Source organism: Acinetobacter sp. WCHA29 (genome assembly GCF_002165335.1).
Lineage (GTDB): Bacteria > Pseudomonadota > Gammaproteobacteria > Pseudomonadales > Moraxellaceae > Acinetobacter.
In genome coordinates, this window is record NZ_NHRQ01000003.1 from 159,136 (window position 1) to 172,138 (window position 13,003).

A 13,003-nucleotide genomic window follows, 5' to 3' on the forward strand; every position below is an offset into this window, starting at 1 on the left:
GCATCCTAATGTGGTTATGCTTAACTCAAATAGCCTAAAACAGAAAAGAACAATGAGAGGAAAAGATGTTTAAACCTTTTGAACAAGGCGATCAGTCTTCGGCAATTTATGATCTGACTTTGGAAAATCAAGTGGACTGTGTAAGTCTATATGGCAATTTGCAAATCACAAAAGATCAAGCAGGTTTAAAGGCAGCGAAAGCTTTACAGAGTTTTATCAACGAAGTGGTCATGGTGTTAGAAGCACAGAGCTTGCCTGAACAGATTGAGCGTAAGCCAGAACAAGAAATTGAAAATCCATTTCTATAAAACATGCTTTAAGAAACCATCGTTTCCTTATCAATTTGATTAAGAACTATAAATAGTATTGTTCTTTCGCCACTGTTGTGGAGTTAAACCAGTCCAAAGCTTAAATGCCCGCTGAAAAGCACTTTGTTCCGAATAGCAAAGTAGCAAGGCAATTTCTTGTAGGCTCAAATGCGGATCTTTTAAATATTCCGTTGCGAGCATAAAACGTACTTGTTGCACACGTTCTTGAAAGGTGGTGTTTTGCTGTTGTAAGTGGCGTTGCAATTGTCTTACCGATAATCCTAATTTTTCTGCAATAAAATCGATTTGATATTGATTTTTTTGTAATCCAGTCAAAATTGCATGTTGCAGACGTTGATCGAGTTGAGTGGAATTGGGAAGCTTATCCAATAAAGCTTGAGCTTGTTGTAGCAACAATTGCTGTAAAGTGTGATCGCCTGTTCGAAGTGGCTTAAAGGCTTCGGTAACAGGTAGAAGTAGCTGAGTTTTAGGCTGATCAAAACGGACTTTACAACGGAAATACTGCTCATAAACCATAATGTTTTTCGGTGCGGTATTCACAAAATGCACTTCGTGTAGATTGAGATCTTCACCTGACATAAATAACTTAAGGAATTGCACCATCAGCGCAATTGCAATTTCATCTGTTAATTGGGTTGGGTTGGGTTCTGGAGCTTCCCAGCGGATTGATGCGTAGGGTGGGTTAAATTCAACGACGAGAGGGCTACCATCATAAATTAAGCGATGAAAATCATGATAATGCGCCAATGCTTCGCCCAAGTTTTCACACGATAGTGCGAGATAAGCAATAATTCCTAAATGTTTGGGTTGTACGTGCTCTGCAATTTCTAAGCCTAAACCTATCTTGGGATTTAAACGATTAAGATCTTCAAGTAAGTCACGCCAAACGACGTAATCAAAACGTTCAAGATTTTGGACTTGTTGTAATTGCTCAGGAATTTCAATATTTTTTGTTTCGCAATAAGCCTTTAATAAATGCCCTAATCCACCATAAACCGAGCCTGTATAATTCTTGAGTTGAGACATCCTGTCTACTCCTTATTCTGTCGTGTTTTGTCAATATAAATATATCGTATCGTCAATACTTCGCCTACAAAAATTTATATCTTTAAAAAAATAAGGAAACATTTGGAGAAAACCATGTTGAAGGGTTTTGTTGCAGGTTTGGTGATTGCAAACGGTTATGAATGGTTTGCCCATAAATATCTACTGCATGGGGTTCACCGTAAAGGCAAGCCACGTTTCAGCCCAACGCCAAAACAGATGGAATCGCACTGGGCACACCACCGTGAAGTGCGCAAGCAGGGCTTTTCTGATGATTGTTATGTCGAGGGTCTGGACAACTGGCGTACGCGCAATGAGTTAATGTCACTTGCTGTAGCCGCAGGTGTGCTAAGTGTTGTGTTCTATCCTTTTTCAAAAGGCATGGCGCTTGCAGCGATTTATAGTGCGGGGAATTATTATTATGTGCATCGCCGTGCCCATCTTGAGCCTGATTGGGCGAAGCGTACAATCCCGTGGCACTATGATCACCACATGAACTCGAACCAAGATGCAAATTGGTGTGTTACTCGTCCTTGGTTTGATTATGTGATGGGAACGCGTGTGGTGTCCTCGGCTGATTTAAAAGAAGCCAATCCACTCGGTCTACCGTTACCTGCACCACTTTCAAAAGCATTGACGCAAGCGATCGAGTCGGTTTTTCCAGCGAAATGGGTGGAGCATAAGCCAAAACTGGTGCAGCCTGTTGTAGTTGAGGAAGAACAAACAGAATCGGTGGCTTAACAGCAGATCGGCAAGTGCGAAAGAGACGTTGCCATTTTGACAATTTACGACCCCAGAACATGATTCCTTGTCGTGAATTGTCAATAAAATCTGGTTTTAATGTCAATATTTTTATGTGCTATCCCGTTATCTTAGCTCAGGCATTGAAAGTGCTCGGAATTTGCTCAAAATAGCTGTATTTACTGTTACCCTCTAGCGTTGAATAAACGCATTTTTCCATACCTTGCTTAGGCAAGGTATTTTTTTGCCTACTCGTTTTGCAGGCTTAAACCTGTGAGCAGGTGACGTTCATCACTATCTTTAGATTTTAGTGAATATTGAAAACAGAAAAAACATGCAACTTGCAAAAGTCAAAATAACAGTCCAGAGTAAAGTATCATACATATTTTTATTCTTTTAAAAAATTAAGGCGTAACCGAAAACCCAGCTACGCCTATGATAGGGCTTACAAACGCATTTCAATGCCTTGTTCAGCCAGATATTGTTTGGCTTCTGGAATGGTGTGCTGGCCAAAGTGGAAAATAGATGCTGCTAATACGGCATCCGCACCGCCTTTTAATATCCCATCCGCTAAATGCTGTAGGCTTCCAACACCACCTGAAGCAATGGTTGGAATGCTGACACGATCATTGATTTGACGCATTAAGGCGATGTCATAACCTGCTTTGGTTCCATCGGCATCCATACTGGTTACCAGCAGTTCACCAGCGCCGAAGTCCGCCATTTTGACAGCCCATTCAATCGCATCAATCCCAGTCGGTTTACGACCGCCGTGGGTAAAGATTTCCCACTTATTTTCGCCAGTTTTTTTCGCATCAATTGCGACCACAATACATTGTGCGCCAAAACGTTGAGAAGCTTCTTGAACAAACTCAGGCGTAAATACTGCTGCCGAGTTGATACTGACTTTATCAGCACCCGCATTTAGTAATAAACGAATATCTTCAACTTTACGGACACCACCACCTACAGTTAAAGGTACAAACACGCTTTCAGCCATACGTTCTACCGTACGGTAAGTCGTATCGCGTCCATGATGGGTAGCAGTAATATCTAAAAAGGTAATTTCATCGGCGCCTTGTTCGTTATAACGACGTGCGACTTCAACAGGGTCACCTGCGTCACGAATATCAAGAAATTGAACGCCTTTGACGACTCGACCATTATCAACATCTAAGCAAGGGATAATACGTTTTGCGAGCATAAAATTTTCCAAAAAATCGCCAATAAAGAAAGGGGTGCTACACCTTCATGGAGGGAAAAGGTATTCTATCAAACTTCACAGCTATTTTTTGCAGGTTTTCCATGTCGGTTTATACCCCGTTGAGTTTAGAAGAAGTTCAAGCATTCGCTGAGCCTTATGGTTTAGCGATCATTGACCTGATTCCAATCCAGGGCGGTATTCAAAACACCAATTATTTTTTGGTGGATCAATCACAGAAACACTATGTTTTAACGGTTTTTGAAGAATTAGATGCTGAGGGAGCAGGTGAACTGGTACCTGTACTGGATCGTTTGGGTAAGGCAGGCGTACCTGTGGCGGTGCCCTTAAAATACAATGGGCAGGCCATTCATAGCATTGCAGATAAACCTGCTCAGATTGCACCTCGTTTGATGGGTGAACATCCTGAACAAGCCAGTATTAAACAAGTACAGGCGATTGCTCAAGCGCAGGCAAAATTGCATTTGGCTTTGCAGGGCTTTCCTTTGGAACGTGATTTTAATCGCAATCATCAATACTGGTCTGAAGTAGCAAACCAATTACGTCCTCAATTGATTCAAGCAGATCAACAACTTTTAAATCAGGTCTTTCACTTATTTACAGTGATTACGCAAGCATATCCAAACAGACCAATAGGCTTTATTCATTCTGATTTATTTCGGGATAATACCTTGTTTCAGGGAGATCAATTACAAGGTATTCTTGATTTTTATGAACTCAATCAAGATGAATGGCTATTTGATATTGCGATTAGTATCAATGACTTCTGTACAGCTTATCCACAAGCCCATTTGGATATAGAAAAAGCTGAGGCATTCTTAGGTGCTTATCAAAGCATTCGTCCATTGACACAAGATGAATTGGCTTGTCTGGATATTTTTCTAGCAATGGCTGCTTGTCGTTTTTGGTGTATGCGTTTACAGGTCGCACAGAAAAATGCAGTAGAAGGGCGGACAGGTGAAGATATTTCACAAAAAGACCCTATGGAAATGCGCATGATGTTACAAAACCGTTTACAACAAGTTTTAGGTTTAGGGTAGGAATATGCGAGATCAAGGGCGTTTAGTTGAATGGTTCGATGATAAAGGCTATGGCTTTATTCAACCGAATGATGCACATAAAGATCGTGTTTTTATCCATATCAAAGACTTTGCTCGCACAGGGCCGCGTCCAATTGTGGGGTGTGCCTTGGAATATGTGGTCATTTTGGATGAGCGCGGTCGTTATCGCGCTCAGCAAGCAACTTATTTAAAAGCATCACAAGTAATTGGACATCGCAGCAAACCTGCTCAGCCGACATCTGCCAAGCGTTGGTCAGCGATGCAGATTGGTATTGTGATTTATATTGTATTTATGCTGATTGCAAGTTTTAGTAAATTGCTGCCGCAGTATACTTTGCTGTTTGTTAGCCTGATGAATGTCGTTAGTTATTGGTTGTATGCGCAAGATAAAGAAGCAGCACAATTGGGAAATCGCCGTGTTCCAGAGCAGACTTTGCATATCGTGGACTCTTTGGGTGGTTGGTGTGGAGGGTGGCTTGCTCAGCAAAAACTGAGACATAAAACACAAAAACAACCGTTTCGTAAGATTTATTTCTGTACCATAGTCTTTCATATATTGTTGATATGTTGGTTAATTTCTCCACTCAATGTGTTTTATTGATTGGGAGGGGAGTTTTTGGAGATAAATAAAAATGAATTATTCCGTTGATCAAGATCCAAACCGTACCTTAACTTTGGTTCTCTATGTACTTTATATCATTGCGATTTTTAGTGGTGGTTTGTTGGCGATTATTGCTTTGATTATTAACTATGTAAAGCGTAGTGATGTGCAAGGTTCAATTTTTGAGAGTCATTTTACTTGGCAAATTCGTACCTTTTGGTGGTATTTGGCTTGGAATATCATTGCATTTATCCCTTTTTTCTTTCTGTTTTTTACAGGCGATAATGCCAATGCTTTTGCAGGTGTCGCACTCTCAAGTACGATATTTTGTGGGTTAGTGATTTTTGCTGCATGGGTGTGGATTGTATATCGAGCAATTCGAGGTTTAATCGCATTAAATGATAATAAGCCAATGTATCAATAAATTGGATCAACCATGATTATTGAACATGTGCATTCGTGTATGTTAATGAAAAAGAAAGAGTCATTAGCAGCATAGAGTGCTTTTTAGCGCTCTTTTTGTTTAGGCTTGTTCCATTTTAACTCACTGACCAACACCCCCAGAACCACCATTAAAGCTCCCAGCAATGCCAGTAAAGGCAGTCGCTCGCCTGCGATTCTTCCAAACACACCTGCCCAAACAGGCTCACCTGCATAAATAATTGCAGCGCGGGTTGGATCGACCATTCGTTGTGCCCAATTCATCACAAACTGAATCAGTGCACTGGCTAAACCCAAACTAATCACTAGAATGCTTAATTGCCATGAAAAACTAGGAATATTATGTTCGCCAACCAATGGCATACTGGCAAATGATAAGAATGATGCAACAGCCAATTGAATAACGGTGACTCGTCTTAAATTAACTTTTCCTGCGAAATAACCAATCAAAATAATCTCAAGTGCAATCACAAAAGCACAAATTAATGTAAGCATTTGTCCATAGCTTAGACTGATATTGGAGATACCATTGCCAGTTAAAAGAACTAGTCCAATAAAAGCGAGTGCTGTCCCTAACCATGTCATGAGAGAAGGTCTTTTTTGGAAAATAACCCACATTAAAATTGGGACGAGAGGTACATACAGTGCGGTTAGAAAAGCAGATTCACTACTTAAAATCGTTTGTAATGCAATGGTTTGGGTGCCATAACCAATCGCAATCACGGTACCAATCGCCGTTCCTGCTAAAACCTCTTTTAGATTTAATCCACGCATTGATTTCATTGAGATTAAAAAAATCGCCAAGGCTGCGATAGCAAAACGACAGCCCACAAAAAACATAGGGCTACTAAAATTCAGGGCGTATTGCACCGCTAGAAATGTTCCACCCCAAATCATGGTAATGAAAATAAGTGCAAATTGAGCTGCTTTGGGAGATTGAGATAAAGTTGTCACAATAACAAACCTAATATGAGAGTGCAATATATTGCACATATTGTATTATTTTATAGTTTTGTGCAATATATTGCACTTAAATTAATTTGATTACGAATGTAAATGAGCCAAGCTGAAATTGTTCTGCAATATGTAGGAAAAAATATTCGTTATTTCCGCGATCAATCACAACTCAGCCAACAAGAATTAGCAGATCGGGCAGGTGTGAGTCGGCGGACTATTGCTGCCTTGGAAACAGGACAAGTAAATATTAGTTTAGCCAAGTTAGATGCGATTGCTGCTGTTTTGGCTGTCGATTTTAAAAGACTTGTGAGTAATCCTGAGCTTAGTGAAAACGCAATTGTGAATGCGCTTGCATGGCAAGGAAAAGCTCAAGACAGCCATGCTACTCTTTTGGCTGCTGTACCAACACATACCCAAACTGAGTTGTGGAATTGGTCACTTGCGGTAGGAGAGGAATATTGTGCTGATGCAGATCCAATCGGCTGGAGAGAACTCATTTATGTTTTAGAAGGTGAGTTAAGCCTTGAGTTTGAAAATGAAACTCGTGTGATTTGCGCAGGTCAGTCAATGCTTTTTGAAAGTGATGTGAGCTATCGTTATATTAATCGTGGTACAAGCGTATTAAAATTTATTCGTAATGTGTTGTATTAAATAAAAAAGAAGCTACCGAAAAGATAGCTTCTTTTGTACTGAATTAAAGACGATTATCATCCAACAAGAGCTGTGCTTCACGAAGGTTTAATGTGCCTTCATAAATTGCGCGACCTGTAATTGCACCTAAAATACCTTGCTGACCTTTTAAGTTGCGAACATCATCCAGATTGGTCACACCACCTGAAGCGATCACAGGTAAGCCAGAGTATTGTGCTAAATGAACCGTTTGCTCAACGTTAACACCTTGCATCATGCCATCACGTGCGATATCGGTATACACAATACTTGAAACACCAGCATCTGCAAAACGTTTTGCAAGATCAGTTGCCTTCACGTCAGTTACATTTGCCCAGCCATCTGTCGCAACCATACCATTGATGGCATCAATACCAACAATGATATGACCTGCAAAGCGTTTGCATGCATCTTCAACAAATTCAGGTTCTTTTACTGCTTTTGTGCCAATGATGACGAAAGATACGCCTGCTTCCAAATAGTGCTCAATGGTTTCAAGTGAGCGAATACCACCACCAATTTGAATTGGAAGTTCTGGTTGTGCACGTGCAATCGCTTCCACCACAGGTTTATGAATTGGCGTACCTGCGAAAGCACCATTTAAATCAACTAAATGTAAACGACGTGCGCCTTCATCAACCCAATGTTGTGCAGTTGCGACAGGATCATCAGAGAAAACGGTATCGTCTTCCATACGTCCTTGTTTTAAACGAACACATTTACCATCTTTCAGGTCAATTGCAGGGATGATTAGCATGCTTTCGCTCCTAGCGTCATCATAAAGTTTAAATTGGCTACATATTAACAAAGTATTGATCAATCGCTAAGCCTTGTCTGCTGAACCTTGAAGTATTCTTACTATTTGTTGTTGAATTTGAGGAGGTAGTAACTGCTGATGATATAGGTATTGGTATATCAACAATGCGGCATAAGCATCGGCGGCAGCATAATTGATTTGTTGAGGACTTAGCTGTTTGACAGACCAGTTTGAAGTGCTGATTTTTTTGTTTTTGACAAAATAGCGTTGGAAAAGTAGAGCAATCGCAGTTTGTACACCGACTTGAGAGTTATAACCAAAACTCGAAAAACTCTTGGAAAGTTCAATCAGTGATTTGGGTTCAATCCCTTTACGGCGAAAACTACTCACATCATTTTTTAAACCAAAACCAACTTTGAGTTGATGTTCATTTTCTAAAATAGGCTTTAAGAAATTAAGAATGTCAGGCTTTACTTGGAACAGATAGGCTTTTTCATGTGTTGAAAGTTGAATTAAATGGGGGCCTGTAGATTTCTCACCGACTTTGAAGGTCGGTTTAGATTCGGTATCAAATCCGAACACAGCAATGGCGTGAAGTTCAGTTTGAATTGCCATGCATTGTTCGAGTGTTTGAATCACTAAAATATTTTCAGCACTTAGATTTTGAAATGCAGGTAATGCACGGATTTGTTCTTTGCTTAAATGAGCTGTTGCTTGCTGCATTTCCATTTCTGAAACTCAAAACTTTTGGTTGAGCTTAAACGGTTTTGTGGCAATGAAAAAGCCAAGTGATACAACTTGGCTTTTTAATGAAGTGAAATATTTATTCTGTATAAGAATGTTGTTGTTCAAATTGCAGTTGCTGGCTTTTCTGTATATAACTTTGATACGCTGGAATAGCAGTCGCCGCGAGTATTAAAATACTAATTGGGAAGAGAATAATATAAATCCACGCTAAAACTTTTTCCCATCCTTTTGTTATACGTGGTGAGCCATAATCATTTGAATTATCATCACCTTTTGCACAGCTTAAATAAATAAAAAAGAATAAATTAAAAAGTGGTATTAGCATTAAAAGAGATAACCAACCTGTTTGATTTCTATCATGCAAACGGCGAATAGAGAAAATAAAGCTATAGTAGATGACAGCGATATAAAGAATAATAAAAAAACCAGCAAATATGTAAAAGAGAGCACCTGTACCTGTTGAGGAGCTATAAAAACTAGGGATTAATATTGCAGCGATAATACCGACCAATACTAAAGACAAGCCAAGTAACATGTTCCATCCTAGATAGGATAGTCTGCCAAAACGCCCATTTGCACTCAAACCCGAATCATTTGCTTGAAAACTAGATGACATATTATTTTCCTGTAGTCACTGATTTTTTAAAATTAATTTTGAAACAACGTGTTGTTTGATTTTTATTCAAAACATTTGCATGATATGCAAAAAATAAAGGTAAATAAATAGAAAATAAAACTAAAAAAAATAAAGCCAACTTAAAATTGGCTTTATTATCAAAAACTAAAGTCGTGTGGATGATCAAATATTCCATTCCACAAAGTTTTTCAGCAACTGCAAACCAGCGGTATGACTTTTCTCAGGATGGAATTGGGTCGCGAACAAATTGTCTTTGTGAATCGCCGTACAAAAATTCACGCCATAATCACAAGTTGCTGCCGTGATCGCTGGATCTTTTGGTTCTACATAGTAACTATGCACAAAGTAGAAACGTGCATCTTGTTCAATGTTATTCCACATCGGATGGCTTGGATCAAGTTGATGGACTTGATTCCAGCCCATGTGAGGTACTTTCAAGTTTGGAATTTCTGGAAAGTGTTTCACAACACCGTCAAAAATACCCAAGGCATCGACACCGCCATTTTCTTCTGAACTTTGCAGTAGTGCTTGCATGCCGACACAAATGGCTAATACAGGTTTGTTAAACGCGGCTTGACGTACCACTTCATCGATCCCTGCTTCATGCATGCCTTGCATACAATCACGCATAGCACCTACACCAGGAAATACAATTTTATCTGCTTTAGCAATCAGTTTTGGATCATTGGTCACATCGACAGTTGCACCCACATGCTCTAAAGCTTTTGCTGCAGAGTGTAAATTACCCATACCATAATCAAGTAAAGCAATACGTGTCATTACAAGCTACCTTTGGTCGAAGCAATGGTATTTTCTGCACGTGGATCAATTTCACATGCCATACGCAATGCGCGAGCCAACGCCTTAAACACACTTTCAATCTGGTGGTGGCTGTTTTTGCCTTTCAGGTTGTCAATATGAAGGGTCATTAACGCATGGTTGACAAAACCTTGGAAAAACTCAGAGAACAAATCGACATCAAACGTGCCGATACGAGCGCGAGTGAATGGAATATCCATAAATAAACCCGGACGACCAGATAGATCAACCACAACACGAGAAAGTGCTTCATCAAGTGGTGCATAAAAATGCCCATAACGACGTAAGCCTTTTTTATCACCTAAAGCTTGTGCAAATGCTTGCCCCAAGGTGATTCCACAATCTTCAACAGTATGGTGATCATCAATTTCTAAGTCACCATCGCAATGAATATCGATATCAAATAAACCATGACGCTTGATTTGATCAATCATATGGTCTAAAAATGGAACTCCAGTGTTGAGTGTGCCTTGACCCGTACCATCGAGATTGAGACGAACTCGAATTTTGGTTTCGTTGGTGTTTCTTACCACTTCACTGATACGTTGCGTCATGGACACGTTCCTCAAAAAACGTTAAAAATGATAGAATTAAAAACCGATAGTTTCGCTGTGACGAAAAAGTGACAGCATCATAGTTTGCTCAGGAGGGTTTATCAATGCCTATTACCGTACATGCTTACAGTACACTAGATAATCTAGGAATTCGTACTCAGCTCGAGCGACTCTACGATACCAGCCCAGAGTTTGGTGATGGGCAAGATGCAATGGAGCAACTTGCGCAAAATCTACAGCAATATACCACAGTTTATACCGCTGAATTTAATACCAAAATTATAGGTGCAATTTGGGCAACAGGACAAGGTGAAAGCCGTGTTTTAGAATATATTGTTGTACATCCATCCAATCGTGGACGTGGGGTTGCAGAGCGTTTGGTTGAAGAAGTGTGCCGTATAGAAGAGGAACAAGGTGTAAAGCATTTTGAACCAGGTTGTGGAGCAATTCATCGTTGTTTATCGCATTTGGGCAAAATCTAGAATTCAAGTCTAATTGGTTTGCGATTTGCAGTAAAATTAGACGTTTGATAGGAAAATCCACAAATTTGCTTGACGCACGTGTGTAAATATTGTTTAATACGCCCACTTTGGCGCGATAGCTCAGTCGGTAGAGCAACGGATTGAAAATCCGTGTGTCCCCAGTTCGATCCTGGGTCCCGCCACCATAATTTGTATTTTCAATCCCCGATCCCATCGGGGATTTTTTTTACCCAAAATTGATTGCGTGAAAAATGGGCAATCAAATCAAAAGCTCATGATAATTATTGACTATTGAGCTGAGATACGGCTTAATACACCCCATTGGCGCGATAGCTCAGTCGGTAGAGCAACGGATTGAAAATCCGTGTGTCCCCAGTTCGATCCTGGGTCCCGCCACCAAATTGATAAGAATAGATATTACTAGACACTACCAAAGGCTTAAATCATAAAGGTTTAAGCCTTTTTTTATACCCCTAGCCACTACCATCCATCCCCCTTAATCACCTATACTTTGTTGGTATTTTTGTTGGTATAAAACAATACCAACAATTTAATACCAACAAATGCCCTAATTTCATACCAACAGTCCGCTAGATTTTATACCAACAAATAAGGGGGAAAGCCTTATGTTGACTGATGCACAGCTAAGACGAATTAAAGCCAATCCCAATAAAAAAACGCCTGATAAATACAGCGATACCAACGGGCTACAACTGCATGTTTTCCCGACTGGGCGTAAGACTTGGATATATGCCTACCGATACCAAAATAAGCAACGTTCACTCACTTTGGGGAGTTATCCCGATCTATCGCTAGCAGATGCACGGATTAAGCTATCAGAAGCAAAAAAGAACTTGAGTGAGGGCATTGACCCTAACCAAGCTAAAAAGAGCAACCTAACCCAGTTAAACGGCGAGCATAGCTTTGAATATGTGGCAATGGAGTGGTATAGGAAAAAAGTAGAGACATGGGCAGCAAGCACCAGTGTAAAAACCAAAGCACGTTTAGAGGCGGATATATTTCCGTTTATCGGCGCAATGGATATTGCCAGTATTAAATCACCTGATCTATTGAGCGTGATTAAACGTATTGAGGGACGCTCACCTGATACAGCCAAACGAGCATTACAGGAATGTGGGCAGATATTTAGATATGGCATGGCATTAGGTAAAAATGAAAACGACCCAAGCCAAGCATTACACGGTTTATTACTCCCCGTAAAAACAAGGAACTTTGCAGCGATTACGGACCCAAGCAAAGTGGGCGAATTTTTAAGGGCAATAGATGACATTCCCAATACAACACTTGTTGTAAAAAGTGCATTTAAGTTAGCACCTTTGTTTTTTGTGAGAATTGGCGAATTAAGGAAAGCCAAATGGAGCGAGATAGACTTTGATAAACAGGAATGGCGTTACTTCATTACCAAAACCAAACAGGACCATATTGTACCTTTGTCAAAACAGGCAATCGAGATTTTAAAAGAACTGCAATGCTTAACAGGTCAGCATGAACATATATTTGTTGGCTACCGAAACAATAAAATCCCTATGAGTGACGGCGCAATCAATGCAGCAATACGCCGTTTAGGTTATGACACACAGGAAGAAATCACAGGACATGGTTTTAGGGCAATGGCTAGAACCATTCTTAATGAAGAAATGGGCATCCCTGTAAGCGTTATTGAGCATCAATTGGCTCACAAGGTCGCTGATAACTTGGGTACAGCCTACAACCGTACTAAGTTTATAGCGCAGCGTAAAAAGATGATGCAGCAATGGGCGGACTATCTCGATAGTTTAAAACAGAATGTCATTCCATTCCCTAAGCATAAGACCGCATAACATATAGACGACAAATAACGCCGTGCTAATACTTTCCATACCTAGCCATTACCTAAGCGGTTTAATATACTGGATGAGCTAGGTCTAGGAGGCATCCGAAA

At 40.1% G+C, this 13,003-nt stretch carries 16 protein-coding genes and 2 tRNA genes; 10 read left to right on the top strand and 8 right to left on the bottom strand.

Annotated elements, in window-relative coordinates:
- Positions 1–65: 65 nt before the first annotated feature.
- A complete protein-coding gene (locus CDG59_RS03560; protein ID WP_087543638.1) occupies positions 66–308 on the top strand; it encodes a hypothetical protein in 243 nt (80 codons plus the stop codon).
- 39 nt (positions 309–347) lie between these two features.
- Here CDG59_RS03560 and CDG59_RS03565 read toward each other — a convergent pair whose 3' ends face one another.
- Positions 348–1,355 (bottom strand): AraC family transcriptional regulator, encoded by a 1,008-nt coding sequence (locus CDG59_RS03565; protein ID WP_087543640.1) that lies wholly within the window; start codon positions 1,353–1,355, stop codon positions 348–350.
- A 114-nt stretch (positions 1,356–1,469) separates the two neighbouring features.
- Here CDG59_RS03565 and CDG59_RS03570 point away from each other — a divergent pair, with 114 nt between their 5' ends.
- Positions 1,470–2,114 carry a sterol desaturase family protein gene (locus tag CDG59_RS03570; RefSeq protein ID WP_087543642.1) on the top strand — a complete coding sequence of 215 codons (645 nt, stop codon included), beginning with the start codon at positions 1,470–1,472 and terminating at the stop codon, positions 2,112–2,114.
- Between the two features lie 445 nt (positions 2,115–2,559).
- Here CDG59_RS03570 and hisF read toward each other — a convergent pair whose 3' ends face one another.
- Positions 2,560–3,318, bottom strand: a complete 759-nt coding sequence (gene hisF / locus CDG59_RS03575) for an imidazole glycerol phosphate synthase subunit HisF (RefSeq protein WP_004678871.1) — start codon at positions 3,316–3,318, stop codon at positions 2,560–2,562.
- Positions 3,319–3,419: 101 nt separating this feature from the next.
- On the opposite strand from hisF, the gene CDG59_RS03580 reads away from it, so the two are divergent.
- The 3 genes from CDG59_RS03580 to CDG59_RS03590 are packed head-to-tail and all read left to right on the top strand — an operon-like array spanning position 3,420 to position 5,422.
- On the top strand, positions 3,420–4,376 hold the full coding sequence (locus CDG59_RS03580; protein WP_087543644.1) for a homoserine kinase: 957 nt from the start codon (positions 3,420–3,422) through the stop codon (positions 4,374–4,376).
- Positions 4,377–4,380: 4 nt separating this feature from the next.
- Entirely contained in the window at positions 4,381–4,998 is a 618-nt protein-coding gene (locus CDG59_RS03585) for a DUF1294 domain-containing protein (RefSeq protein ID WP_087543645.1), read from the top strand.
- Between the two features lie 31 nt (positions 4,999–5,029).
- The gene (locus CDG59_RS03590; RefSeq protein ID WP_046739924.1) at positions 5,030–5,422 is read left to right on the top strand and encodes a DUF4870 family protein; all 393 of its coding nucleotides are present in this window, start codon (positions 5,030–5,032) and stop codon (positions 5,420–5,422) included.
- Between the two features lie 83 nt (positions 5,423–5,505).
- Here CDG59_RS03590 and CDG59_RS03595 read toward each other — a convergent pair whose 3' ends face one another.
- Entirely contained in the window at positions 5,506–6,393 is an 888-nt protein-coding gene (locus CDG59_RS03595; protein ID WP_171294977.1) for a DMT family transporter, read from the bottom strand.
- A 102-nt stretch (positions 6,394–6,495) separates the two neighbouring features.
- Between CDG59_RS03595 and CDG59_RS03600 the strand changes: the two genes are divergently transcribed.
- Positions 6,496–7,047 carry a helix-turn-helix domain-containing protein gene (locus tag CDG59_RS03600; protein ID WP_087543646.1) on the top strand — a complete coding sequence of 184 codons (552 nt, stop codon included), beginning with the start codon at positions 6,496–6,498 and terminating at the stop codon, positions 7,045–7,047.
- Positions 7,048–7,090: 43 nt separating this feature from the next.
- Here CDG59_RS03600 and hisA read toward each other — a convergent pair whose 3' ends face one another.
- The 5 genes from hisA to hisB form a co-directional block, all read right to left on the bottom strand.
- The gene (gene hisA / locus CDG59_RS03605) at positions 7,091–7,822 is read right to left on the bottom strand and encodes a 1-(5-phosphoribosyl)-5-[(5-phosphoribosylamino)methylideneamino]imidazole-4-carboxamide isomerase (protein WP_087543648.1); all 732 of its coding nucleotides are present in this window, start codon (positions 7,820–7,822) and stop codon (positions 7,091–7,093) included.
- A 66-nt stretch (positions 7,823–7,888) separates the two neighbouring features.
- Positions 7,889–8,551: a 3'-5' exonuclease gene (locus tag CDG59_RS03610; RefSeq protein ID WP_087543649.1), complete on the bottom strand. Its 663-nt coding sequence runs from the start codon at positions 8,549–8,551 to the stop codon at positions 7,889–7,891.
- A gap of 94 nt (positions 8,552–8,645) precedes the next feature.
- On the bottom strand, positions 8,646–9,185 hold the full coding sequence (locus CDG59_RS03615; RefSeq protein ID WP_087543651.1) for a DUF805 domain-containing protein: 540 nt from the start codon (positions 9,183–9,185) through the stop codon (positions 8,646–8,648).
- 183 nt (positions 9,186–9,368) lie between these two features.
- Positions 9,369–9,986: an imidazole glycerol phosphate synthase subunit HisH gene (gene hisH, locus CDG59_RS03625; protein WP_087543654.1), complete on the bottom strand. Its 618-nt coding sequence runs from the start codon at positions 9,984–9,986 to the stop codon at positions 9,369–9,371.
- A complete protein-coding gene (hisB, locus tag CDG59_RS03630) occupies positions 9,986–10,579 on the bottom strand; it encodes an imidazoleglycerol-phosphate dehydratase HisB (protein ID WP_000194096.1) in 594 nt (197 codons plus the stop codon). The genes hisH and hisB overlap by 1 nt, the downstream gene beginning before the upstream one ends.
- 104 nt (positions 10,580–10,683) lie before the next feature.
- On the opposite strand from hisB, the gene CDG59_RS03635 reads away from it, so the two are divergent.
- From CDG59_RS03635 to CDG59_RS03650, 4 genes are all read left to right on the top strand, one after another.
- Entirely contained in the window at positions 10,684–11,061 is a 378-nt protein-coding gene (locus CDG59_RS03635; protein WP_005156683.1) for a GNAT family N-acetyltransferase, read from the top strand.
- Between the two features lie 109 nt (positions 11,062–11,170).
- Positions 11,171–11,246, top strand: a tRNA-Phe gene (locus CDG59_RS03640).
- Between the two features lie 138 nt (positions 11,247–11,384).
- Positions 11,385–11,460, top strand: a tRNA-Phe gene (locus tag CDG59_RS03645).
- 227 nt (positions 11,461–11,687) lie between these two features.
- Positions 11,688–12,902, top strand: a complete 1,215-nt coding sequence (locus CDG59_RS03650) for a tyrosine-type recombinase/integrase (RefSeq protein ID WP_087543656.1) — start codon at positions 11,688–11,690, stop codon at positions 12,900–12,902.
- Positions 12,903–13,003: the final 101 nt, after the last annotated feature.

Coding starts and splice junctions, on each gene's coding strand:
- CDG59_RS03585 (WP_087543645.1), top strand. CDS start 4,381: ATGCGAGATCAAGGGCGTTTAGTTGAATGGTTCGATGATAAAGGCTAT.
- hisF (WP_004678871.1), bottom strand. CDS start 3,318: ATGCTCGCAAAACGTATTATCCCTTGCTTAGATGTTGATAATGGTCGA.
- CDG59_RS03635 (WP_005156683.1), top strand. CDS start 10,684: ATGCCTATTACCGTACATGCTTACAGTACACTAGATAATCTAGGAATT.
- CDG59_RS03590 (WP_046739924.1), top strand. CDS start 5,030: ATGAATTATTCCGTTGATCAAGATCCAAACCGTACCTTAACTTTGGTT.
- hisA (WP_087543648.1), bottom strand. CDS start 7,822: ATGCTAATCATCCCTGCAATTGACCTGAAAGATGGTAAATGTGTTCGT.
- hisB (WP_000194096.1), bottom strand. CDS start 10,579: ATGACGCAACGTATCAGTGAAGTGGTAAGAAACACCAACGAAACCAAA.
- CDG59_RS03565 (WP_087543640.1), bottom strand. CDS start 1,355: ATGTCTCAACTCAAGAATTATACAGGCTCGGTTTATGGTGGATTAGGG.
- CDG59_RS03580 (WP_087543644.1), top strand. CDS start 3,420: ATGTCGGTTTATACCCCGTTGAGTTTAGAAGAAGTTCAAGCATTCGCT.
- CDG59_RS03560 (WP_087543638.1), top strand. CDS start 66: ATGTTTAAACCTTTTGAACAAGGCGATCAGTCTTCGGCAATTTATGAT.
- CDG59_RS03650 (WP_087543656.1), top strand. CDS start 11,688: ATGTTGACTGATGCACAGCTAAGACGAATTAAAGCCAATCCCAATAAA.
- CDG59_RS03615 (WP_087543651.1), bottom strand. CDS start 9,185: ATGTCATCTAGTTTTCAAGCAAATGATTCGGGTTTGAGTGCAAATGGG.
- hisH (WP_087543654.1), bottom strand. CDS start 9,986: ATGACACGTATTGCTTTACTTGATTATGGTATGGGTAATTTACACTCT.
- CDG59_RS03610 (WP_087543649.1), bottom strand. CDS start 8,551: ATGGAAATGCAGCAAGCAACAGCTCATTTAAGCAAAGAACAAATCCGT.
- CDG59_RS03600 (WP_087543646.1), top strand. CDS start 6,496: ATGAGCCAAGCTGAAATTGTTCTGCAATATGTAGGAAAAAATATTCGT.
- CDG59_RS03570 (WP_087543642.1), top strand. CDS start 1,470: ATGTTGAAGGGTTTTGTTGCAGGTTTGGTGATTGCAAACGGTTATGAA.